General features: G+C 54.3%; 18 protein-coding genes and 2 pseudogenes. 14 read left to right on the top strand and 6 right to left on the bottom strand.

Going from position 1 to position 22,305, the window contains the following annotated elements:
• Positions 1-225: 225 nt before the first annotated feature.
• Positions 226-603: an EthD domain-containing protein gene (locus ACSZPU_RS13155; protein ID WP_498999383.1), complete on the bottom strand. Its 378-nt coding sequence runs from the start codon at positions 601-603 to the stop codon at positions 226-228.
• A gap of 71 nt (positions 604-674) precedes the next feature.
• Between ACSZPU_RS13155 and ACSZPU_RS13150 the strand changes: the two genes are divergently transcribed.
• The 6 genes from ACSZPU_RS13150 (at position 675) to sitD (ending at position 5,933) form a co-directional block, all read left to right on the top strand.
• Positions 675-1,013: a MerR family transcriptional regulator gene (locus tag ACSZPU_RS13150; RefSeq protein WP_498999381.1), complete on the top strand. Its 339-nt coding sequence runs from the start codon at positions 675-677 to the stop codon at positions 1,011-1,013.
• Positions 1,014-1,132: 119 nt separating this feature from the next.
• Entirely contained in the window at positions 1,133-2,320 is a 1,188-nt protein-coding gene (locus tag ACSZPU_RS13145) for an MFS transporter (RefSeq protein ID WP_498999379.1), read from the top strand.
• 166 nt (positions 2,321-2,486) lie between these two features.
• A complete protein-coding gene (gene sitA / locus ACSZPU_RS13140) occupies positions 2,487-3,398 on the top strand; it encodes an iron/manganese ABC transporter substrate-binding protein SitA (RefSeq protein ID WP_498999376.1) in 912 nt (303 codons plus the stop codon).
• Positions 3,398-4,225, top strand: coding sequence for an iron/manganese ABC transporter ATP-binding protein SitB (sitB, locus tag ACSZPU_RS13135; RefSeq protein WP_498999388.1), 828 nt, complete (start codon positions 3,398-3,400; stop codon positions 4,223-4,225). The genes sitA and sitB overlap by 1 nt, the downstream gene beginning before the upstream one ends.
• Complete coding sequence (gene sitC, locus ACSZPU_RS13130; protein WP_498999374.1) at positions 4,222-5,079, top strand: iron/manganese ABC transporter permease subunit SitC; 858 nt, start codon at positions 4,222-4,224, stop codon at positions 5,077-5,079. The genes sitB and sitC overlap by 4 nt, the downstream gene beginning before the upstream one ends.
• Complete coding sequence (gene sitD / locus ACSZPU_RS13125; RefSeq protein ID WP_498999372.1) at positions 5,076-5,933, top strand: iron/manganese ABC transporter permease subunit SitD; 858 nt, start codon at positions 5,076-5,078, stop codon at positions 5,931-5,933. Before sitC ends, sitD begins: the two co-directional genes overlap by 4 nt.
• 150 nt (positions 5,934-6,083) lie before the next feature.
• On the opposite strand, the gene codA is transcribed toward sitD, so the two are convergent.
• From codA to ACSZPU_RS13105, 4 genes and pseudogenes are all read right to left on the bottom strand, one after another.
• Entirely contained in the window at positions 6,084-7,322 is a 1,239-nt protein-coding gene (codA, locus tag ACSZPU_RS13120; RefSeq protein ID WP_498999369.1) for a cytosine deaminase, read from the bottom strand.
• Positions 7,319-8,554: pseudogene (locus tag ACSZPU_RS13115) on the bottom strand (PucR family transcriptional regulator). The gene codA and the pseudogene ACSZPU_RS13115 overlap by 4 nt, the downstream one beginning before the upstream one ends.
• Positions 8,555-8,556: 2 nt before the next feature.
• Positions 8,557-9,819, bottom strand: coding sequence for a cytosine permease (gene codB / locus ACSZPU_RS13110; protein WP_498999367.1), 1,263 nt, complete (start codon positions 9,817-9,819; stop codon positions 8,557-8,559).
• Between the two features lie 262 nt (positions 9,820-10,081).
• Positions 10,082-11,191 carry an ABC transporter ATP-binding protein gene (locus tag ACSZPU_RS13105; RefSeq protein ID WP_498999364.1) on the bottom strand — a complete coding sequence of 370 codons (1,110 nt, stop codon included), beginning with the start codon at positions 11,189-11,191 and terminating at the stop codon, positions 10,082-10,084.
• Positions 11,192-11,543: 352 nt separating this feature from the next.
• Between ACSZPU_RS13105 and ACSZPU_RS13100 the strand changes: the two genes are divergently transcribed.
• The 6 genes from ACSZPU_RS13100 (at position 11,544) to ACSZPU_RS13075 (ending at position 18,686) form a co-directional block, all read left to right on the top strand.
• Positions 11,544-12,779, top strand: a complete 1,236-nt coding sequence (locus tag ACSZPU_RS13100; protein ID WP_498999362.1) for an extracellular solute-binding protein — start codon at positions 11,544-11,546, stop codon at positions 12,777-12,779.
• 56 nt (positions 12,780-12,835) lie between these two features.
• Positions 12,836-14,143 carry a carbohydrate ABC transporter permease gene (locus tag ACSZPU_RS13095; protein WP_498999360.1) on the top strand — a complete coding sequence of 436 codons (1,308 nt, stop codon included), beginning with the start codon at positions 12,836-12,838 and terminating at the stop codon, positions 14,141-14,143.
• Positions 14,144-14,153: 10 nt separating this feature from the next.
• Positions 14,154-15,005 (top strand): sugar ABC transporter permease, encoded by an 852-nt coding sequence (locus tag ACSZPU_RS13090; protein WP_498999358.1) that lies wholly within the window; start codon positions 14,154-14,156, stop codon positions 15,003-15,005.
• 4 nt (positions 15,006-15,009) lie between these two features.
• On the top strand, positions 15,010-16,209 hold the full coding sequence (locus ACSZPU_RS13085; protein ID WP_498999357.1) for a glycoside hydrolase family 53 protein: 1,200 nt from the start codon (positions 15,010-15,012) through the stop codon (positions 16,207-16,209).
• A gap of 31 nt (positions 16,210-16,240) precedes the next feature.
• Positions 16,241-18,298 (top strand): beta-galactosidase, encoded by a 2,058-nt coding sequence (locus tag ACSZPU_RS13080; RefSeq protein WP_498999354.1) that lies wholly within the window; start codon positions 16,241-16,243, stop codon positions 18,296-18,298.
• A 67-nt stretch (positions 18,299-18,365) separates the two neighbouring features.
• Complete coding sequence (locus ACSZPU_RS13075) at positions 18,366-18,686, top strand: PTS sugar transporter subunit IIB (protein ID WP_498999385.1); 321 nt, start codon at positions 18,366-18,368, stop codon at positions 18,684-18,686.
• A 245-nt stretch (positions 18,687-18,931) separates the two neighbouring features.
• Here the strand turns inward: ACSZPU_RS13075 and ACSZPU_RS13070 are convergent, their stop codons facing one another.
• The gene (locus ACSZPU_RS13070) at positions 18,932-20,197 is read right to left on the bottom strand and encodes a maltoporin (RefSeq protein WP_498999353.1); all 1,266 of its coding nucleotides are present in this window, start codon (positions 20,195-20,197) and stop codon (positions 18,932-18,934) included.
• Positions 20,198-20,465: 268 nt separating this feature from the next.
• Here ACSZPU_RS13070 and ACSZPU_RS13065 point away from each other — a divergent pair, with 268 nt between their 5' ends.
• Both ACSZPU_RS13065 and ACSZPU_RS13060 read left to right on the top strand, forming a co-directional pair.
• Complete coding sequence (locus ACSZPU_RS13065) at positions 20,466-21,539, top strand: LacI family DNA-binding transcriptional regulator (protein ID WP_498999350.1); 1,074 nt, start codon at positions 20,466-20,468, stop codon at positions 21,537-21,539.
• A gap of 256 nt (positions 21,540-21,795) precedes the next feature.
• Positions 21,796-22,230: pseudogene (locus ACSZPU_RS13060) on the top strand (LysE family translocator); the annotation flags it as partial.
• Positions 22,231-22,305 lie beyond the last annotated feature (75 nt).

Here is a 22,305-nt window from a genome sequence, read left to right as displayed (position 1 = left end):
CGGCCTCATTTCTCGCTGCCGTCCAGATCAGATGCATCGCTCTCTGGGCTAAAATCTTGTGACGACACTATCTAGAGAACGTGTCGCCGCAAAATTGTGGAGAGAACGTTATCCACAATTGCAGTTCATTGTTCCCGACTAATCAGGCGGGGGATTGCCTGGCAAGGGTATCAGGCTTTGTAACTTAAAGGACAGAGCCTGCGTCACACCACCCGCGAAATTATCTCACTCGCCAATCACCAAACGCTCTTCACCGTACCAGAGTTGTGAATGCGCAAAATCCACAAATTTTCGCTCATCATCAATAAGCTCCCGAAGCGCGGTTAATCCTTCTTTTGTTTCTCGGGCTGCAAGGTGCGATGCCAGATTGTCCCACCATAATTCGGCGCAGCCATCAAACTCGACGAGCGATGAATTTCTTGTTTGCTGGAGTGCTGACTGAACGGGACTATTCGCCAGGGGAACGGTCTGGATATACTTACGAATACCAAGACGCCCAGCGTGTTTAATGACCAATGGAGCATGGTGATTGCGCCAGTAATGATCAAATTCTTCTCGCGTTAAATGGGGGCGTCTTTTGACACACATAATGAGTTTTAACATAGCGCTATTCCTGTTATTTCGGGAGTTCAAAGCCTACACTCTGACAGCGGTGTCATAGTCAAGAGGGTATTATGCAAATTGGAAAACTGGCGACGCTGACGGGCGTTAGCATACGAATGCTTCGATACTACGAAAGTGCAGGTTTACTTCATCCTGCACGAACCCAGACGGGCTATCGCAGCTTCACGTTCGCAGATGTGGATATCGTCAGACGTATACGGATTCTGAATGGCGCAGGCTTCACGTTACCTGTTGTTCGTCGTTTGTTGAATTGCGTGCGTTCGGGAACCGAACCTTGCAAGGAACTGAAAATCAAAGTGGGCGAACAACTGGCACAATTAGACCGAAAGTCTGAGGCGCTCAGAGAAAGCCGCAATCTTCTGACTGAACTTTTATCGATGAGAGTTTGATTATCTCTGGCTCAGATAATTTCGTTTCACATCTCAGCTTTTTTTCCCGACAACCGCGCTGGGCTGGCGGCCACAATGGCACCTCTGCACATTCACTGCGCTTTTCGGGGAGACACGTCATGAGCCGGGCGCTACTCCAGTTCATGTTTTTCTGGTTTAACGTCAGTCTGACGCTGCCCGTAACCTGGCTGATGCTTGGCCTGCCGATGATCCTGCATCAGCAGGGCTGGAGCGGCCAGGAGCTGGGATTGTTCCAGTTGGCGGGGCTGCCGGCGGTGATCAAATTGTGGCTGGCGCTGCCGGTAGAACGTGGACGGGTGTTTCGTCAGCGCTATAAGGGCTGGGGAAGTCTGCTCTGGCTAGGGCTGGCGGTACTGTTTGCGCTGCTCAGCCAGTTCGATTTGCAGCAGAATAAAAGCCTGCTGTTTGCCCTGTTGCTGTGCAGCAGTCTGCTACTGGCCTGGTGCGATGTGCCGGTCAACGCGCTGGCCATCGCGTTGTTTCGCCAGGACGAGCAGGTGCGGGCGGGCAGTGTGCGCGCCGTTGCGTTGTTCACCGGGGCGGTGGGCGGTAGCGGTATCATGCTGTTGCTCTGGCAGCATTATGGTTGGGCAGTGCCTTGCCTGTTGATGAGCGGGGCGGCGCTTCTTTGTGCCTTGCTGCTGAGGTTGCTGCCGGAACCGCCTGCGGGAGAATACCGACGCATCGAGATGAGCAGATTTTTCCGTCAGCCTGGCGGTAAAAGCTGGTATCTGCTCTGCCTGCTGGCGTTTCCTTTCCTCGGCAGCGGCTGGCTGTGGCTCAAACCATTGCTGCTGGATGCCGGAATGCCGGTGCAGCAGGTCATTATGTGGGTGGGCGTTGGCGGGAGCATCACCGGGGCGGTGGTGAGTTTGCTGGGCGCTCGCTGGCTGAACCGGCAAAACGCCAGCGTGGCACTCCCGTTCTGGCTGCTGTTTGCCGCACTATCGCTGCTGTTGCTGGCGGTGGGCGTATCGCTGAACCTCTCCGCCGCGCTGCTGCTGACTATCTCCACATTGATGGCCGCTGCGATTGGGGGGCTGTCAGCGCTGATGTTTATGCTGATGATGGCGTTCAGCAGGGAAGAGAACAGGGCGGTGGATTACGGGATCCAGGCCAGTCTGTTTACCCTTTCACGCCTGAGCGTGCCTCTGTTCAGTGGGCTGTTACTGGACAGGTTTGGCGGTGGTGTAATGTTGACGGTATTAGCACTCTGTACACTGGCGGTGGCGGTATACGCCTGGCAGCAACGGCGGATCATCGCCGTCAGGCTGATTCAGCCCTGAGTCTGCACGACGCGCGATCGCGGCCTGTGTGTCGCGCTGTCACTCATGTCATTTCTCATATACATCATCCGTAATGATAATTATTTTCAATTAAACATAGCCTGTGCTATATAAAATAGCACAGGCTAATTTTACTTTACTTTTAATCACTATGGAGACTTATACGATGCGCCCCCTGAAAGGATTAAACGTTTTATTACTTTGCACACTGTGGGTGACGACAGCCCCAACCCATGCCGTAGCCGCCGAGAAATTTAAGGTGATAACGACCTTTACCGTGATTGCGGATATGGCGAAAAACGTGGCGGGCGACGCAGCCGATGTAACATCAATAACCAAACCCGGCGCGGAAATTCATGAGTATCAGCCCACGCCAGGCGATATTAAACGTGCGCAGGGGGCACAGCTGATCCTTGCCAACGGAATGAACCTGGAATTGTGGTTTCAGCGCTTTTACCAGCATCTCAACGGCGTACCCGAGGTGATTGTCTCTGCGGGTGTGACGCCTGTGGGGATCACCGAAGGGCCCTATGACGGCAAACCTAACCCCCATGCCTGGATGTCGCCAGATAATGCCCTGATTTACGTCGATAATATTCGCGATGCGCTGGTGAAGTACGATCCGGCAAATGCGCAGACCTACCAACGCAATGCCGATATTTATAAAGCCAACATTACCCGTACCCTTGACCCTCTGCGTAAGCAGATTGCGGAACTCCCTGAGAGCCAGCGCTGGATGGTCACCAGTGAAGGGGCTTTTTCTTATCTCGCGCGTGACCTTGGGTTGAAAGAGCTTTATCTGTGGCCGATTAATGCCGATCAGCAGGGGACGCCGCAGCAGGTGCGTAAAGTGGTTGATATGGTGAAGAAAAACCATATTCCGGCGGTCTTTAGCGAGAGCACAGTTTCCGATAAACCTGCGCGTCAGGTGGCGCGTGAAACCGGCGCACATTACGGCGGTGTGCTCTACGTTGATTCGCTGAGTGCAGAAAACGGCCCGGTACCGACGTATATCGACCTCCTGAATGTCACCACCCGTACGCTGGTGCAGGGGATTAAGGACGGGGCAAAGAAATGATGACGCTGTCTGCGGGTATTGTCGTTAATGGTGTGACGGTCACCTGGCGCAACGGGCACACCGCACTGCGCGATGCGTCCTTCACCGTTCCAGGCGGATCGATTGCCGCGCTGGTGGGGGTAAACGGTTCCGGAAAATCGACCTTGTTTAAAGCGATTATGGGGTTCGTGCGTCTGGCTGCCGGACAGATATCTGTCCTGGGTATCCCAACGCGGCAGGCGCTACGGAAAAACCTGGTTGCCTATGTTCCTCAGTCGGAAGAGGTGGACTGGTCGTTTCCGGTACTGGTGGAAGATGTGGTTATGATGGGGCGCTATGGACATATGGGCATGTTGCGTATTGCCACCGCGCGGGATCGCCAGATTGTCACCGATGCGCTGGAACGTGTCGATATGCTGGATTTTCGCTATCGACAAATCGGCGAGCTTTCCGGCGGGCAAAAGAAACGCGTCTTTCTGGCGCGTGCAATTGCCCAGCAGGGTGAGGTGATCCTGCTGGATGAACCTTTTACCGGCGTTGATGTGAAAACAGAAGCCAAAATCATCAGCCTGTTGCGCGAGTTACGCGATGAAGGCAAAACGATGCTGGTCTCGACGCACAATCTCGGGTCCGTCACGGCGTTTTGCGATTATACGGTTATGGTCAAAGGCACGGTGCTGGCGAGCGGGCCGACAGATACTACGTTTACCGCAGATAATCTTGAGCTGGCCTTTAGCGGCGTTCTGCGCCATGTCACGCTTAGCGGCTCGGAAGAGAGCATTATCACCGACGATGAACGTCCTTTTGTCGCCCATCGACCGTCGGCGGCACAGGGGGAGGAAAGATGAGCGCGCTACTGGAACCCTTCGGCTATGAATACATGCTCAATGCGATGTGGGTCTCGGCGATGGTCGGCGGTCTGTGCGCTTTCCTGTCATGTTATTTGATGCTCAAAGGCTGGTCGCTGATTGGCGATGCGCTGTCGCACTCTATCGTACCGGGCGTGGCGGGGGCCTATATGCTGGGACTTCCGTTTTCTCTGGGGGCCTTTTTTTCCGGCGGGCTGGCTGCGGGCAGCATGCTGTTTCTTAACCAGCGCACCCGCTTAAAAGAAGATGCCATCATCGGCCTGATCTTCTCATCCTTTTTTGGCCTCGGGCTGTTTATGGTGTCGCTTAACCCGACATCGGTGAACATTCAGACCATCGTACTGGGCAATATTCTGGCGATCGATCCGGCGGATATTCTGCAACTCACCCTCATTGGCGTGGTCTCGGTCATCGTGCTGTTTTTCAAATGGAAAGATCTGATGGTGACCTTTTTCGATGAAAATCACGCCCGTGCCATCGGGTTACATCCAGGCAGGTTAAAAGTTCTGTTCTTCACCTTGTTGGCGGTATCGACCGTTGCGGCCCTGCAAACGGTTGGCGCCTTTCTGGTGATCTGCCAGGTGGTGACACCCGGCGCGACGGCGTGGTTGTTGACCGATCGTTTTCCCCGCCTGCTCATGATTGCGGTGGCTATCGGCAGTGTGACCAGTTTCCTCGGCGCGTGGGTCAGTTACTATCTGGACGGCGCGACGGGTGGCATCATCGTGGTGGCGCAGACGCTGCTGTTTCTTCTCGCATTTGTCTTTGCACCCACCCACGGGCTTTTGGCCAATCGTCGGCGTGCGCGTCAGGCGCTGGAGGTTCGCTCATGATGGCATTATTACTGGAGCCGCTGCAGTTCGCCTTTATGACTCACGCCCTGCTGATCTCGCTGGTGGTTGCCATACCCTGCGCGCTGCTGTCAGTCTTTCTGGTCCTGAAAGGCTGGGCGCTGATGGGCGACGCGATGAGCCATGCGGTTTTTCCTGGCATTGTGCTTGCCTGGATGCTGGGTTTACCTCTGGCGACAGGGGCATTTGTCGCCGGCGTGTTCTGCGCGGTGGCGACGGGATACCTGAAAGACAACAGCCGGATCAAGCAGGATACCGTGATGGGGATTGTTTTCTCCGGCATGTTTGCCGCCGGGCTGATCTTGTATATTGCGGTTAAACCCGACGTTCATCTCGACCATATTCTTTTCGGTGACATGCTCGGGATAACCATTGGCGATATCATCCAGACGGCGGTTATTGCCGGGCTGATTACACTGGTTATTGGCGTGAAATGGCGTGATTTTTTGCTGTTCTGCTTTGATTATCAGCAGGCGCAGGTTAGCGGTTTACGTACAAGGTGGCTGCATTATGGCCTGCTGTGTATGGTCTCTCTGACCATTGTGGCCACACTGAAAGCGGTAGGGATCATTCTCTCCATTTCTCTGCTCATTGCGCCGGGCGCTATTGCGGTACTCCTGACGCAACGGTTTCACATTGCGCTCCTCCTGGCGGTCGGTATATCGGTAATGGTCTCGATGACCGGCGTCTGGCTGTCGTTTTTTATCGACAGCGCGCCCGCGCCGACGATTGTCATCTTATTCGCGGTTGTCTTCATCCTGACGTTTACCGTAACCAGCATCAGCGCACGCAAAAAGGAGAACGCCGGTACACAGGATCTGTTATCACCTGATTAGCACAACAGCGGGTTTGCTACCGCTTCGTCTTCCTGATAGTGATGATTGCACTTCTATCGAAAACGTACCTTATCCAGCAGCATGTTGCCCAGGGACTGAGCGAACCCTTTTTTAGCCCGGCAGACCAATCCGCCGGGCGGGCGTAATGCGTCAGTCTGGATAGCAAACCTGTTCTGGCTGGCGCTGCATAATGACTTCACCGTGACGAATCGAGGTCAATACTTTGGCCTGGCGGCGCACCGCATCATAGTCATTTTCCGCATCAAGGATCAGTAGGTTCGCCGGACGCCCTTCGGCAATACCGTAGTTATCACCCAGACACATTGCCCGGGCGCTGTTATCGGTGATGAGATCGAGGCAACGCTGCAAATCTTCATACCCCAGCATATGGCAGATATGCAGTCCGGCATCAAGGATGCGCATGATATTGCCGTTGCCCAGCGGGTACCACGGGTCCTGAATGGAGTCCTGAGCAAAGCAAACGTTGATTCCGGCGCGATCCAGCTCCGCCACCCGCGTCACGCCGCGGCGTTTCGGCCAGGTGTCGAAGCGTCCCTGCAGGTGAATGCTTTCGGTCGGGCAGGAGATAAAGTTGATGCCCGACGCTTTGAGCAGGCGTAACAGCTTCGAACAGTAAGCGTTATCGTAGGAGCCCATCGCGCAGGTATGGCTGGCTGTCACCTGCGCACCCATGCCGCGTACCCGGGCTTCTTCCGCCAGCACTTCCAGGAAACGCGACTGCGGGTCATCGATTTCATCGCAGTGTACATCCACCAGGCAGCCGTGACGCTGGGCCAGATCCATCAGAAAAACCAGCGAGCTGACGCCCTTATCGCGGGTGTTTTCGTAGTGCGGAATGCCGCCCACTACGTCGGCGCCCATCTCAATGGCGCGGGTCATCAGTTCGCGTCCGCCTGGGAAGGATTCGATACCCTCCTGCGGGAAGGCGACGATTTGCAGGTCGATAAGATGGGCCGCCTCTTTTTTTACCATCAGCATGGCTTCCAGCGCCGTCAGGGAGGGATCGGTGACATCAATATGGGTGCGCACGTGTTGCACGCCGTTATCGCGCAGCATACCGATGGTTTTCAGCGCGCGCTGGCGCGTATCTTCAACCGTGACGCTCGCTTTACGCTGGCTCCAGCGGGCGATGCCCTCAAACAGCGTGCCGCTCATATTCCACTCCGGCTCGCCCGCCGTCAGGGTGGTGTCGAGGTGAATATGCGGTTCGACGAACGGTGGGATAACCAGCTTTTGCCGGGCGTCGATATCACTGGCATCGGCCACCTGCGCGGCGTCCTGCACGGCGATGCTTTTAATCACACCATCCTGTAATTCAAGGGTATAGAGTGCGTCTTTGTGGCGCAGGCGTGCGTTGATAATCTTCATAGTTGTTCCCGTAAATGGTTTTGTGACATACGCCAGATCGTTAACGCGACCGAGGCGTTGAGATGGAATTGCGGGTGGCTAATCGTATAGCTGGTCAGCTTTTCAATGCGTTGGATGCGCTGATGTAACGTGTTGCGGTGAATCCCCAGCCGCTCGGCGGCCCGGACCACGTTGCCGTTCTCCTGGAGCAGCGTTTCCAGCGTCTCCATTTACAGCCACGGACTTTTGCGATCGCGTTCTATCAGGCAGCCGAGGGTGTCATGCATAAAGTCGCTCAGCAGCGCAGGGTCGCCGATGGCAGAGAGCAGTTTGATAAAGCCCAGTTGCTGATAGTCGCTGATGCGCTGGGCCGGGCGCAGGTTATCGCTAATATCCAGCGCCTGACGCGCCTGCGACAGCGCGCGCTGATAGTCCTGCAATTGCTGCACCCTTGCGGAAAGGCCGCACAGCAGCGACAGCCCATCGTTGCCTTCCGCCAGCACCTGCAGCCACTGCTCCAGCCACTTTTTCTGCTGATAAAACTCGCCGTCCTCATCCGGCAGCAGGAAGAGAAACATATTGCTGCGCTCAACCAGCGGAAAAGGGTTGCCCTGCTGATTGAGTTGCTGCTGCAATCGCTGGCGCACGCTACGGCGGGCCTGCTGGAGCCAGGCTTCGGCCTGCTCGGGTGGAAACTGGCGAAACAGGCGCTGTATCCCTTCAAGGCGCAGCGCCGCCACCCGCAGCGGACGAGTAAAATCGAGCTGCTGGTGGAGCGCACGTTGATGCAGGATTTGCAGGTCGGGATAGTCGCCGGTTAATAGCTGCATCAGAATATCGCGCTGCGATTGCAGAGCATTCTCGCTGCGTACCAGCGCGGTGCCGATGCGTTCGGTCACTATCACCATTTTCAGCAGATAGGACTGTTCGATCAGCGGTATGCCCAGCTCGTCGGCAAGGGCGATCAGGCGCGGCGGGATCGCCTGAATATAGGCATCGCCAGTCAGGATCACCATCCCGGCAATCCCGCGCTGCTTGCCTTCCATCAGCAAATGGATCAGGTTGTCTTCATCGCGGGGATGGTTGATCCCGGTGATAAACACCAGTTCCCCGCCCATAATCCACTCGGCGATATTTTCATTTTCCGCCACGTAGTACCAGCGAACCGCCAGCTGCAGCCCCTGTTTACCCGCCCGCAGGCGCATGGCGGAGAGCCCGTCAAGCGCGAGGATTTCGCTGACCGTCAGGCTCATGGCTACTGCTCCGCGACCGAATCAGCGGCGGGCTGGCGTTTGCTCAGGCGGGTCAGGGCGATGTATAGCAGCGCGGAAACGGTAATACCCACCAGCGGCGCTACCCACGGCGACAGATAAGCCACCACCGCGCCCACGGCGTAGGCACCAAGCCCCAGCCAGTTAAAGCGCGGCAAGCGGGCAGTTTGCAGCAGAGGGTAGCGGCCGCCGCGATAAAACCAGTAATCGGCGAGGATAACGCCGCCAATAGGCGGAATGATGCTGCCCAACAGGACAAGGAACGGGATCAGCATTTCATACATTCCGCCGATGGCCAGCAGGATACCGACGCCCGCAGCGACCACGGTGAGGGTACGGCGGCGTTCGCTGCGCAGCAGATGGCAAGCGGCAGCGGAGACGTTATAGATAGTCGGCCCCTGAATCGTCAGTAGGTTGAGGCACAGCATCACCACCGCGGCGACGGACAGCCCCTGCAAAATCAGCACTTCGACAATATCGGCCTGCTGATAGACGATGGCGCACCAGGCCCCGGCAACAATCATCAGCCCGTTGCCAACGAGGAAGCTGCTCATGCTGGCGACGATGGCGGTACGACTGGAGTTGGCCAGTCGGGTCCAGTTTGTTGCCTGAGTCGCGCCGCTGGCGAAGGTGCCGAACACCATAGTGATAGCCGCCGACCAGGTCATGGTTTCACCCGGTTCGATTTTGGTCATCGCCTGCCAGCCGCCGGCGTGATGGGCGGCAAGATACATAGAAACCACCAGCAGAATAAACATCAGCGGCACCGACACGCGCGATAGCGCATCCAGCCCCTTATAGCCCACCAGCGCGGTGACGCAGAACAGAATACCGAACAGGACCATCAGCGGAATGGTCATCGCCTCGGGCAGGGCGAGGATTTTGACCAGCGAGATGGCGACCGTCGCGGTACCCCAGGCGTACCAGCCCAGTTCGGCGAAACCGAGAATAAAATCGGCGAGCTTGCTGCCAATTTCACCGAAGCAAAAACGCCCCATCAGCACGGTATTCAGCCCGCTGCGCGCAGCAATCCAGCCGAGCGACGCGGCATACGCAGCCAGCAGAAAATTACCGATAACTGCAATCCACAGCAGGTTCACAATCGAAAAAGAGACGCCAAGCTTGCCGCCCGCGAACATCGTGCCGGTAAAAAAGGTGAAGCTGAACAGGACCATGGAAATCGAAAATACGCCTTTGCGCCCGGATGCAGGCGCTTCGACGAGCGGAAAATCATTACTGTTTGACATGGTGGAACCTCTGAGTGGATATCCGAATGGAGATGCCTGAGGAATAGCAAGAGGTATGCCAACAAAATCGGGGCAGGAGTAACACAATGAGATGGGCACTGTGCACATAAAACAACATTAACCCGCGGCTATTTGTCAGATTACTGTGCAGGGTGCATGGTTTTGCACCATGATGGAGCAGCGGATATTCGAGGCATACCTGACCGGAATATTACCTCAACGACGGGCCTGCGCCCCTTGCCAGGGACGCGTGGCACGGCGTTTACTCATGGTTTGGGAGGACAACATCTGTGCTGACGCGCAGATCCTGGTTGTCAAAAATCATGCAGTGCTGGCTATCGAAAGCGAGGGTGATTTTTTGCCATGGGCGAAAATGCACATCGCCGGGCAGCAGGATTTTGATGTTGTCGTGGCCATAGCACTGGCCGAACAGATAGGTATTGTTGCCGAGTCGTTCCACCACTTCGCACTGGAATTCCAGTTGTGTACCGCGCGTGATATCGGTGGAGAGATGTTCCGGGCGGATCCCCAGCGTGACCGTCGCGCCGGGCCCAAGGGGAGACGTGTTGATCGCCAGCGTTAACGGATGCCCCTGTGCGAGCGCCACTGTCAGTTCGCCCGGCTGCCACGCTTTCACCGTCGCAGGCAGGAAATTCATTTTCGGCGAGCCGATAAACCCGGCGACAAACCGGTTTTTTGGGTTGTAATAGAGTTCCATCGGCGAGCCCATCTGCTCGATGTTGCCATAATTCATCACCACGATTTTATCGGCAAGGGTCATCGCTTCCACCTGATCATGGGTGACATACACCATGGTGGTTTTTAATTCCTGATGCAGACGGGCGATGTGCAGACGCATCTCGACGCGCAGCTCAGCATCGAGGTTGGAGAGCGGCTCATCGAACATAAACACGCGCGGGTTACGCACAATCGCACGACCAATCGCCACGCGCTGGCGCTGTCCGCCGGAGAGCTGTTTTGGTTTTCTGTCCAGCAGATGGCCAAGCTGTAACGTTTTGGCGACCATCTCCACCTGACGGCGGATCTCCTCCTTCGGGACTTTGTTCACTTTCAGGCCGTAGCCCATATTTTCCGCCACGGTCATATGCGGATAGAGCGCATAAGACTGGAACACCATTGAAACGCCGCGATGGGCGGGCGCGACATCGTTCATCACTTCGTCGCCAATGAGCACTTCCCCCTCGCTAACCTCTTCCAGACCGGCAATCATGCGCAGCATGGTCGATTTCCCGCAGCCGGACGGGCCGACAAACACGGCAAACTCGCCGTCTTCAATCGACAAATTCACATTGTTCAGCGTCACCGTGTCGCCAAACCGCTTGGTGACATTCCTCAGTCGTATATTGGACATCAACGTTCCCCGAAATTAGTAGCCGTTATGTGCTGCGATAAGTGCGTTGTCGAATGTTTTTGTTTTACGTATAACAATCAGGCGACAGAGCTTCTCAACCGCGAAAATTCATGCTCAGACTATAACTTCCAGTGTTTTCGCGCCCTATATCGAATTTTCATTTCTGTTGTGTCTGTCACACAACCGACAGTTAATTCTCGTTTTATTCATCACTCAAGCGTAGCGTATAACAAAATAGATAAGACGCATGAATGCGTTTTAAGCCCAGTAATATCAGGTGATTTTGACGTTGTCTCATCGGATGTTGCACCATAAAACCACTAAAATGTTATACCTTGACATGAGGGTGATAATGAAAAAGAGAACGCTTACCGCACTGATCCTCTCTGCACTGGCTGCCGGCCAGTTAATTAGCCTGTCGGCGCATGCGGCAACAAAACAACTTAACGTCTGGGAAGACATCAAAAAGTCCGTCGGTATCCAGGATGCCGTCAAAGATTTTGAGCAAAAGTACGACGTTAAAGTGAACGTGCAGGAGATACCCTACGCACAGCAACTGGAAAAATTACGCCTTGATGGTCCGGCAGGCATTGGGCCGGATGTGCTGGTAATCCCCAATGATCAGTTGGGCGGCGCGGTTGTGCAAGGGCTGCTGACCCCCCTGAATCTGGACAAAGAGAAGGTTGACACCTTTACGCCAGCTTCCATCAACGCTTTCCGTCTGGATAACACTCTGTATGGCGTGCCGAAAGCGGTAGAAACGCTGGTGCTGATTTACAACAAAGACCTGATCGACAAACCGCTGCAAAGCCTGCCGGAGTGGCTCGATTACTCGAAAAAACAGCGTGAGCAGAACAAATACGGTCTGTTGGCCAAATTTGACCAAATCTACTACAGCTGGGGCGCTATCGGCCCGATGGGCGGCTACCTGTTCGGCAAGAACGACAAAGGCGGTTACAACCCACAGGATATCGGCCTGAATAAACCGGGCGCGGTCGATGCCGTCACCTTCCTGAAAAAATTCTACAGCGAAGGGGTCTTTCCCTCTGGGATCCTCGGTGATAGCGGGCTGAACGCCATCGATTCATTGTTTACCGAGAAAAAAGCCGCGGCGGTGATTAACGGCCCATGGGCTTTCCAGCCGTACGAAGCTGCCGGGGTTAATTATGGCGTGGTGCCGTTACCAAATCTGCCGGACGGTAAACCGATGAGTTCCTTCCTTGGCGTGAAAGGCTATGTCGTTTCCACCTGGAGTAAAGACAAGCAATTGGCGCAGCAATTTATCGAATTTATCAACCAGCCGCAGTACGTGAAAACGCGCTATATCGCCACCCGCGAGATCCCGGCGCAGAAAGCGATGATTGACGATCCGATGATTAAAAACGACGAGAAAGCCAGTGCGGTCGCGGTGCAGGCCGCACGTGCAACCGCGATGCCGGGTATTCCGGAGATGGGGGAAGTCTGGGGACCGGCCAATGCGGCGCTGGAGCTGAGCCTGACCGGCAAGCAGGAACCGCAGGCAGCCCTCGATGCCGCCACCAAACAGATCCATATGCAAGTTGAAGCCATGCAGGCCAGTAACCAGTAACCGCTTGTTGTAGCCGTACGGGAGGGCAACCTCCCGTTGTCGAAAAGGAGTCGTACGTGATTATCAGTCCCAGCGAGAATGTTGCCAAAACGCACGGTGCAGGCCGTCATGCGTGGTGCGGGCTGCTGCTGGCCATCGTGCCGGGCTTTGGTCAGTTCTATCACCGCCAGTGGCTAAAAGGCCTTATCTTCCTTGTCCTGCTGAGCAGTTTTACCGGCATTTTTTATGATTTTCTGCGCGAAGGGCTCTGGGGGTTATATACCCTGGGTGAAGAAGTCCCACGGGATAACTCGATCTTTTTGCTGGCGGAAGGGATCATCAGCGTGCTGATCATCGCCTTTGGCGTGATGGTCTGGTATCTGTCGCTGCGTGATGCGTGGATCAATGGCAAAAAGCGCGACGAAGGTAAGCCGCTCAACAGCGTGCGCAAGCAGTATCAAATGCTGCTCAGCGATGGCTTTCCTTATCTGATGATTACGCCCGGTTTTATTCTGCTGGTGTTTGTGGTGATTTTCCCAATTCTGTTCGGGTTCTCCATCGCGTTCACCAATTACAATCTTTACCACACGCCGCCCGCCAAACTGGTGGACTGGGTGGGATTAAAGAATTTCGTCAATATTTTTACCCTCTCGATCTGGCGTTCGACGTTCCTTGATGTGTTGCAGTGGACGGTGGTCTGGACGCTGCTGGCAACCACCCTGCAATGCACCGTCGGTGTCCTGCTGGCGATTCTGGTGAACCAGAAAGATCTGCGCTTTAAACCGCTGATACGCACCATTTTTATTCTGCCGTGGGCGGTACCGGGCTTTGTCACCATTCTGGTCTTTGCCGGGATGTTTAACGACTCCTTTGGCGTGATTAACAACGCTATTCTGGCGTTCTTTGGTATTGCGCCGAAAGCGTGGCTCACCGATCCCTTCTGGACGAAGACCGCGTTGATCATGATGCAAACCTGGCTCGGTTTTCCGTTCGTCTTTGCCATGACCACCGGGGTGTTGCAGGCCATTCCTGACGACCTGTATGAGGCGGCGAAGATGGACGGTGCCAGTACCTCGACCCGGCTGCGCACAATTACGCTGCCGCTGGTGCTCTACTCGATTGCGCCGATCATCATCACCCAGTACACCTTCAACTTTAATAATTTCAACATCATTTATCTGTTTAACAACGGCGGCCCGGCGGTGGCGGGGGCAAACGCGGGCGGCACCGATATCCTGGTGTCGTGGATCTACAAGCTGACGATGTCTTCGTCGCAGTACGCGATTGCCGCGACCATCACCATTTTGCTGTCGATTTTTGTCGTCGGCCTGGCGCTGTGGCAGTTCCGTGCCACCAAATCCTTTAAAAACGACGACATGGCATAAGGGAAGAAAAATGGCTAAAACACAAAGTATCCGCCGCGAAAAGTGGATCCGCCTGTCGCTCTCCTGGCTGGTTATCGCGCTGGTGTCGTTGATCATTATCTACCCGCTGGTGTGGACGGTCGGCGCGTCGCTGAACGCCGGTAACAGCCTGCTCAGCACGTCGATCATTCCGGAGAACCTCTCGTTCCAGCACTATGCCGATCTGTTTAACGGCCAGGTGAATTACCTGACCTGGTACTGGAATTCGATGAAAATCAGCCTGCTGACGATGGTGCTGACCTTAATCAGCGTCAGCTTTACTGCGTATGCCTTTTCGCGCTTTCGCTTTAAAGGGCGTCAGAACGGTCTGATGCTGTTTTTGCTGTTGCAGATGATTCCGCAGTTCTCTGCGCTGATCGCCATCTTTGTGCTGTCCCAGTTGCTGGGGCTGATCAACAGCCATATGGCGCTGGTACTGATTTACGTTGCCGGGATGATCCCTATGAATACCTACCTGATGAAGGGCTATCTCGACGCCATTCCCCGCGACCTGGACGAGTCTGCACGTATGGACGGTGCCAGCAACTTCCGCATCTTTATCGAGATCATCATGCCGCTGTCGAAGCCGATTGTGGCGGTGGTGGCACTGTTCTCTTTCACCGGGCCGCTGGGGGATTTCATCCTTTCCAGCACCATTTTACGTACCCCGGACAAATACACGCTGCCGATTGGTCTGTACAACCTGGTAGCGCAAAAAATGGGTGCCAGTTACACCACCTATGCGGCGGGCGCGGTTTTGATCGCCGTACCGGTGGCCATCCTCTACCTTGCCTTACAAAAATACTTCGTCTCCGGCCTGACCTCCGGCAGCACCAAAGGATAACCACATGAAAAGATTTACACCCGCTCTGCTTGCTGTTTGTCTCTGTAGTTTGTCCGCCAGCGCTTTTGCCGCCGACGCGTTAAAAACGCGCCCGTTCAGCGGTATGCCCGCCGACTTTATTAAAGGGGCAGATATTTCAACGTTGCTGGATGCCGAAAAGCACGGGGCGAAGTTTTATAACGACAAGAACCAGCCGCAAGATGCACTTGCTATCCTCAAGGCTAACGGCGTCAACTATGTACGCCTGCGTTTATGGGTTGATCCAAAAGACGCGCACGGCCAGGCCTACGGCGGTGGCGATAACGATCTGGCGACCACGCTCGCTCTGGCGAAACGCGCCAAAGCGCAGGGTATGAAGCTACTGCTCGATTTCCACTACAGTGATTTCTGGACCGATCCGGGTAAGCAATTCAAACCGAAAGCCTGGGAAAAAATGGATTACGCGCAGCTAAAAACCGCAATCCACGACTATACCCGCGACACCATTGCCCGCTTTAAACAGGAAGGCGTTCTGCCGGATATGGTGCAAATCGGTAATGAAATTAACTCCGGTATGCTGTGGCCGGAAGGCAAAAGCTGGGGGCAGGGCGGCGGCGAGTTTGACCGGCTGGCGGGGCTACTCAATTCAGCGATTGATGGGCTAAAAGAGAACCTGAAAAACGGCGAGCAGGTGAAAATTATGCTGCACCTGGCCGAAGGCACGAAAAACGATACCTTCCGCTGGTGGTTTGATGAAATCACCAAACGCAACGTGCCGTTTGATGTGATTGGGTTGTCTATGTACACCTACTGGAACGGGCCGATCAGCGCGTTACAGGCCAATATGGACGACATCAGCAAACGCTACAACAAAGATGTGATTGTGGTGGAAGCGGCTTACGGTTATACGCTGGCGAACTGTGATAACGCGGAAAATAGCTTCCAGGAAAAAGAAGAGAAAGCGGGCGGTTACCCTAGCACTGTACAGGGACAATATGACTATATCCACGATTTAATGCAGTCGGTTGTCAATGTTCAGGGCCATCGCGGGAAAGGTATTTTTTATTGGGAACCGACCTGGATTGCTGTTCCCGGAAATACCTGGGCGACACAGGCGGGAATGAATTATATCAACGACAAGTGGAAAGAAGGGAATGCGCGAGAAAATCAGGCGCTGTTTGATTGTCAGGGAAAAGTACTGCCCTCGGTGAAAGTCTTTAATTAACTCTGGTGTTGTAAATTTCAGGATCTTTAATATGAATAAATTTGCGCCTTTAAGCCCGAAGGTTGTCTCGCTATTGCATGGCGCGGACTATAACCCGGAGCAATGGGAGAATTATCCCGACATTATTGATAGCGATATTGCCATGATGAAACAGGCAAAATGCAATGTTATGTCGGTCGGGATATTTAGCTGGTCAAAACTGGAACCACGGGAAGGTGAATTTAATTTCGCCTGGCTGGATGTGGTCATTGAGAAATTATATGCGGCGGGAATTCATATTTTCCTCGCCACGCCGAGCGGTGCGCGGCCGGCCTGGATGTCGCAGAAATACCCGCAGGTGCTGCGCGTCGGGCGCGATCGCGTCCCTGCGCTGCACGGTGGGCGGCATAACCACTGTATGACATCTCCGGTCTACCGGGATAAAACGCTGAAAATCAACGCGCTGCTGGCTGAACGATATGCGCAGCATCCGGCGGTGCTCGGCTGGCATATTTCCAACGAGTACGGTGGTGAATGCCACTGTGATTTGTGTCAGCAAAAATTCCGTGACTGGCTGCAGGCCCGCTATCAGACGCTGGAAAATCTCAACCACGCCTGGTGGAGCGATTTCTGGAGCCACACTTACACCGACTGGTCGCAAATTCAGTCGCCGTCGCCGCAGGGCGAAGTGTCGATCCACGGCCTGAATCTCGACTGGCGACGCTTTAATACCGCCCAGGTCACCGATTTCTGCCGCCATGAAATCGCACCGCTGAAAGCGGCGAATGCGCAGCTTCCGGTGACCACCAACTTTATGGAGTATTTCTACGATTACGACTACTGGCAGCTCGCGCCGGCGCTCGATTTTATCTCCTGGGACAGCTATCCGATGTGGCACCGGGACAAAGATGAAACGCAGCTTGCCTGCTATACCGCGATGTATCACGACATGATGCGCTCGCTTAAGGGTGGTAAGCCGTTTGTGTTGATGGAGTCAACGCCGAGCGTCACCAACTGGCAGCCGACCAGCAAAGTGAAAAAACCGGGGATGCACATATTGTCATCGCTACAGGCGGTGGCACACGGTGCGGATTCGGTGCAGTACTTCCAGTGGCGTAAAAGTCGCGGTTCGGTAGAGAAGTTCCACGGTGCCGTTATCGATCATGTCGGTCATCTTGATACCCGCGTTGGGCGTGAGGTGTGCGCGCTGGGCGAGAGGCTCGAAAAGCTCGCGCCGGTGATGGGCTGTCGTACCGATGCGCGTGTGGCCGTCATCTTTGACCAGCAAAACCGCTGGGCGCTGGATGATGCCGAAGGACCGCGCAATAAGGGGATGGAATACGAAAAAACCGTCAATGAACATTATCGCCCGTTCTGGGAAAAGGGCATCGCGGTGGATATCGTTGACGCCGATGCCGATCTGAGTCTCTACCAACTGGTGGTCGCACCGATGCTGTACATGGTGCGCGACGGCTTTGCTGAGCGTGCCGAAGCGTTTGTCGCGGCAGGCGGCCATCTGGTTACGTCCTACTGGACCGGGGTGGTGAACGAGAGCGACCTTTGCTACCTCGGCGGTTTCCCTGGCCCTCTGCGCAAACTGATTGGCGTCTGGGCCGAGGAAATCGACTGTCTGGACGACAATGAGCGCAATCTGGTGCAGGGGCTGGCGGGTAACGAGGCAGGATTACAGGGGCCGTATCAGGCGCGCCATCTGTGTGAACTGATTCATGCCGAGAGCGCAAAACCGCTGGCGACCTACCGGGATGATTTTTACGCAGGACGCCCGGCGGTAACGGTCAATCAGTTCGGCAAAGGTAAAGCGTGGCACGTTGCTTCACGCAACGATCTGGCCTTCCAGCGCGATTTCTTTGCCAGCATTATTGACGAACTGGCGCTGCCGCGCGCCGTGGAACAGGATTTCCCACCGGGCGTGGTGGCGACGGCGCGCACCGACGGTGAAACCACCTTTGTCTTTATCCAGAACTTTAGCGGCCAGCAGCAGACGATTACCCTGCCGCAGGGCTACCAGGATTGTCTGTCTGCTGCGTCCGTCAATGGTTCGCTGCAGCTGACACCGTGGGATTGCCGTGTTGTTCGCCGTCAGGCGTAAAATCTGACCTATGTGCCTGCCCATTCGGGCAGGCTTTTTTTTATCTGTCAAAAATCAGGAGTCGATGATGGTGAGTCTTAAATCTTTCCTGCACTACTTCTCTGAACCGAAAAATACCGCGGCTGTACCCATCAGCGATGCTGAGCTGCAATTGATCCAGCGGCTGGCGCAGGCGTTTGGCGGTGCGGAGAATATTGAGAATGTCGATGCCTGTCTGACCCGTTTACGTGTGACGGTGAAAGACCTGGGCATTGTGGATTCGCAGGCACTGCAACATGAAGGGGCGCTGGGCGTGATTATTCTTGGGCAGCAGGTACATGCCATATTTGGCAAACAGTCAGATGCGCTGCGTAAATTACTTGATGAACATTTCTCTTCCCGCGCATAAATAAAAAAGGGATACCCGCAAGGGTATCCCAAAATACATCCCAGGAAAGCAATGGCAACATAAATCCTGTCAGGCAATAACCTGGCAGTTCTCGGAGATAAATAACGAGGGTAAAACAGTACTCTACAAAATCATTCTCGCTATATCGTGATGGCCACACGGTGAATGTCCGGAAGTTTACTTAAATAAGTAACCGGGGTGAACATAAGCGGCCAACCAAGAGATAACGTGAGGGTAAAGCTTATTTACCACCAGGCTTCAACTTGTACGCCAAAATTCCATGTATTATTTTTAGTCCCGTCTTCAAATGATTTACCATCTTCCGAATCATTTAAATACGAAGCGAAAACGCGTAATTCAGGGCGAGACATAAATTCCGGGCCATCTGCCAGACCCACTGCGAAGGTGTATTTTTCGCCGCTCTGTTTGTAGTGGGTACCGTTTTTATAGTCGTCTTTCTGGTAGAAACCACCGACTTCGCCGATCAGACGCACATAATTGGTGAGCTGATACTGCGCGCGACCCACCAGTGAAACCAGACGGGTTTTGTCGGTATATTCCGTAATGTCGTTGACAGAGCCGTAGGTCAGTACGTGGTTCAGTGAGAACTTCTCGGTAAGCGGAATCAGCCCGGTGTTGATCACACGATAACCGCTGGCATCGTTCACATAGTGCCACATGTCATACCAGCCGCCACCCTGCGACACCATATTTTGCGCCAGCCCTTTGTTCGCGTATTGCAACACCAGCTTGTTATAGCCGCCAAACATATCCTGGCTGATTTCGCCGGTCACCATCACACCGTCATCCGCTTCGTATAATCCGCCGTAATCTTTCTGTTTTTTGGTCGGATTTGGCATCGCGTAGTCAATGCCGAACTCCGTCCATGCGCCTGACCACGGCTTCCAGCCCGCATAGCGTACGTCGATATAGTTGATGTTAACGTCATTGTCGTTGTCGACGCGGTAATCAACGTCATTGGAGTCGCCGCGGATCCAGGCCACCGAGACCGCGCCCGGCCCGACGGTGTAGTTTTCAATCCCGGCACCGGAACCGGAGATGTTCCAGTATTTGGTATCGATGATGTGCAGATCGTGGCGCTGGTAGTAGCGTTTCCCGCCCCAGATCACCGCGTTCGGGTCGTTGGGAATCAGCCCTTTGATTTGCAGGTTCAACTGGCGCAGGCCGAACTGTGCGTCGTCGCCGATGGTGGTTTCGTTGTCGTTAGAGCCGTCGGAAACCATGCTCACCATGCTGTCGAGGTAAAAACTTACGTCGTCCTTTTTATACACCTCTGAGCCCAGTTCCAGTTCTGCGTAAGTATCGGATTCGTTACCCAGGCGGCCCAGCTTGTTCTTTTGCCACTCAACCTGTCCACCATCGCCGGACACGCCTACGCCGCCGCGCAGGTAGCCGTGAAAGTCGATAGGTACAGATGTCGCAGCCAGCAGTGAAGGTGAAGTCAGCGCAGCGGCTAACGCAAGAGTGAGCGTGCGTAGCGTAGTGTTCATATCATTCCTCTTATTGTTTTGTATTACGTTCACATTAGCGATGTCATAAAATGCCTAAATGTAAAAACAGGCAAACTAACGATTGCGAATATGTGATTAACTGCAAATAAAACAGCCTTTTTTGTTACAGTTAGCGAAATTCTTCACAATGTTGGGTATTGTGAGCGTGATACTTATTTTGAGGAATTGAAGCGAGGGGATGTGTGGTGAGCGTTTTTTTAGGTAGCCCCTGTTACACTTGGCGCATAACAACATAAGGAACCGGACCATGAAGTCTAAAAGTGCAACGCTGGAAGACGTAGCCCGTCATGCGGGTGTCTCCTACCAGACCGTGTCCAGGGTACTCAACAAATCTGCCAATGTATCCGAAGCCACGTGTTTAAAAGTAGAGAAATCCATAGAGTTACTGCGTTATGTCCCAAACCGGCTGGCGCAGCAGTTGGTGGGGAAGCAAAGCCAGACGGTTGGCCTGGTGACGACCTCCCTGGCACTGCATGCTCCTTCGCAGGTGGCGGCGGCGGTGAAACGCTACGCCAACCTTGATGGCTACCAGGTATTGATTTCAATGATCGATGAGAACGTCAATCAAGACATTCAATCCGCCATTAACGAACTGAAGTCGCAACTGGTGGACAAAATGATCATCAACGTGCCGCTGGAAACCGAAGAGGCGCAGCGTATCGCGTCTGACAACGATGATATCGTTTGTCTGTTCCTCGATGTCGATCCCTATAGTTCCGTGTTTAACGTTTCGTTTAACCCAGCAGACGGCACCCGTGCCAGCGTCAAACATCTCTATGACCTGGGCCATCGGGAGATTGCGCTGCTGGCCGGGCCAGAAACGTCGGTGTCGGCAAATCTGCGGCTGAAAAGTTGGGTAGACACACTCAACGGTTATGGACTGAAACCGGTGACGGTATTTCATGGCACCTGGGATGCGCAGAGCGGGTACACGGGCGCGTTACAGATGTTACGTGAAACGCCAAATTTCACCGCCGTATTGGTGGGGAATGACCAGATGGCGCTGGGTGTGCTCAGCGCGTTCCACCAACATCAGATTGCCATTCCGGGCGAGAAGTCGGTGGTGGGTTATGATGGAACCTATGAAAGTTCGTTCTTCCATCCGGCGTTGACCACCGTTTCGCTGGATCTCGATTTGCAAGGGAAGGAAGCGGTGCGCCGCCTGCTCGATAGCGGACACGGTGATGCGGCGCGCAGTTCGTCAGTGTTGCCTGCAAAGCTTATCGTCCGGCACTCCACCGGGGGCATACAGGAGCAGGGGATCAACCTGCAGGATATCGCCCAGCAATTGCAGGTCATTGCGCATAAGTTATGGAAGTAAGCGGTCGATTTATCTACTGGCTACGGGGCATTCCACGCTATGAAAGCGAATGCTATTGAGCTAAGTGCCTAGCCAGCCATAGCCTGGATATTTGCGTCGCGTTTCTGGCGGGAATACGTCAGAAACGCGCTCAAGCGCTTTATTGCATCAGCAGGGAGTTGGCCTCCAAAGACATTTTTGATGTGATTAAAAAACGCGGGAAGGGATTGCCTGACCGAAAGTAAGTGAGTAACATCCGCTCTTTCGGATAAAGAAAATGTCTGTTACCGACTCACTTCTCGCTTTCTCCCTCGCTGCACTACTGCTCACACTCACTCCCGGTCTGGATACGGCACTTATTCTTCGAACCGCCTGTGCTGAAGGGGGGAAAAAGGCTTTTCAGGCTGCCCTTGGCATTGACACTGGCTGTTTCATATGGGGAGCGCTTGTCGCACTTGGTTTGGGCGCTCTGCTGGCGGTTTCTGAGCTGGCTTACACTATTCTGAAAATCTGTGGTGCCGCCTGGCTGTGCTGGCTGGGTTTACAATTGCTGATGCGGCCCCGTTCGTCTTTCAGTCACAGCCAGGACAATACCGCTTTACACGGGAACTGGTTTATCAAAGGGATTCTGGGAAACGTACTTAATCCGAAAATGGGTATTTTCTATGTCTCTTTTTTGCCTCAGTTTATACCGGCTGGGCATTCCCCTCTGAACCGCCCCGGGAATCCTGGAGACTAAACTCTTTGAGAGAGAGGTAAACAGGATGACTAAAAACACACGTTTTTC

The organism is Phytobacter sp. V69 (genome assembly GCF_965644215.1).
GTDB lineage: Bacteria > Pseudomonadota > Gammaproteobacteria > Enterobacterales > Enterobacteriaceae > Phytobacter.
This window is presented reverse-complemented; position numbering and strand designations above follow the sequence as displayed.

Coding starts and splice junctions, on each gene's coding strand:
- ACSZPU_RS13155 (WP_498999383.1), bottom strand. CDS start 603: ATGTTAAAACTCATTATGTGTGTCAAAAGACGCCCCCATTTAACGCGA.
- ACSZPU_RS13150 (WP_498999381.1), top strand. CDS start 675: ATGCAAATTGGAAAACTGGCGACGCTGACGGGCGTTAGCATACGAATG.
- ACSZPU_RS13145 (WP_498999379.1), top strand. CDS start 1,133: ATGAGCCGGGCGCTACTCCAGTTCATGTTTTTCTGGTTTAACGTCAGT.
- sitA (WP_498999376.1), top strand. CDS start 2,487: ATGCGCCCCCTGAAAGGATTAAACGTTTTATTACTTTGCACACTGTGG.
- sitB (WP_498999388.1), top strand. CDS start 3,398: ATGACGCTGTCTGCGGGTATTGTCGTTAATGGTGTGACGGTCACCTGG.
- sitC (WP_498999374.1), top strand. CDS start 4,222: ATGAGCGCGCTACTGGAACCCTTCGGCTATGAATACATGCTCAATGCG.
- sitD (WP_498999372.1), top strand. CDS start 5,076: ATGATGGCATTATTACTGGAGCCGCTGCAGTTCGCCTTTATGACTCAC.
- codA (WP_498999369.1), bottom strand. CDS start 7,322: ATGAAGATTATCAACGCACGCCTGCGCCACAAAGACGCACTCTATACC.
- codB (WP_498999367.1), bottom strand. CDS start 9,819: ATGTCAAACAGTAATGATTTTCCGCTCGTCGAAGCGCCTGCATCCGGG.
- ACSZPU_RS13105 (WP_498999364.1), bottom strand. CDS start 11,191: ATGTCCAATATACGACTGAGGAATGTCACCAAGCGGTTTGGCGACACG.
- ACSZPU_RS13100 (WP_498999362.1), top strand. CDS start 11,544: ATGAAAAAGAGAACGCTTACCGCACTGATCCTCTCTGCACTGGCTGCC.
- ACSZPU_RS13090 (WP_498999358.1), top strand. CDS start 14,154: ATGGCTAAAACACAAAGTATCCGCCGCGAAAAGTGGATCCGCCTGTCG.
- ACSZPU_RS13085 (WP_498999357.1), top strand. CDS start 15,010: ATGAAAAGATTTACACCCGCTCTGCTTGCTGTTTGTCTCTGTAGTTTG.
- ACSZPU_RS13080 (WP_498999354.1), top strand. CDS start 16,241: ATGAATAAATTTGCGCCTTTAAGCCCGAAGGTTGTCTCGCTATTGCAT.
- ACSZPU_RS13075 (WP_498999385.1), top strand. CDS start 18,366: ATGGTGAGTCTTAAATCTTTCCTGCACTACTTCTCTGAACCGAAAAAT.
- ACSZPU_RS13070 (WP_498999353.1), bottom strand. CDS start 20,197: ATGAACACTACGCTACGCACGCTCACTCTTGCGTTAGCCGCTGCGCTG.
- ACSZPU_RS13065 (WP_498999350.1), top strand. CDS start 20,466: ATGAAGTCTAAAAGTGCAACGCTGGAAGACGTAGCCCGTCATGCGGGT.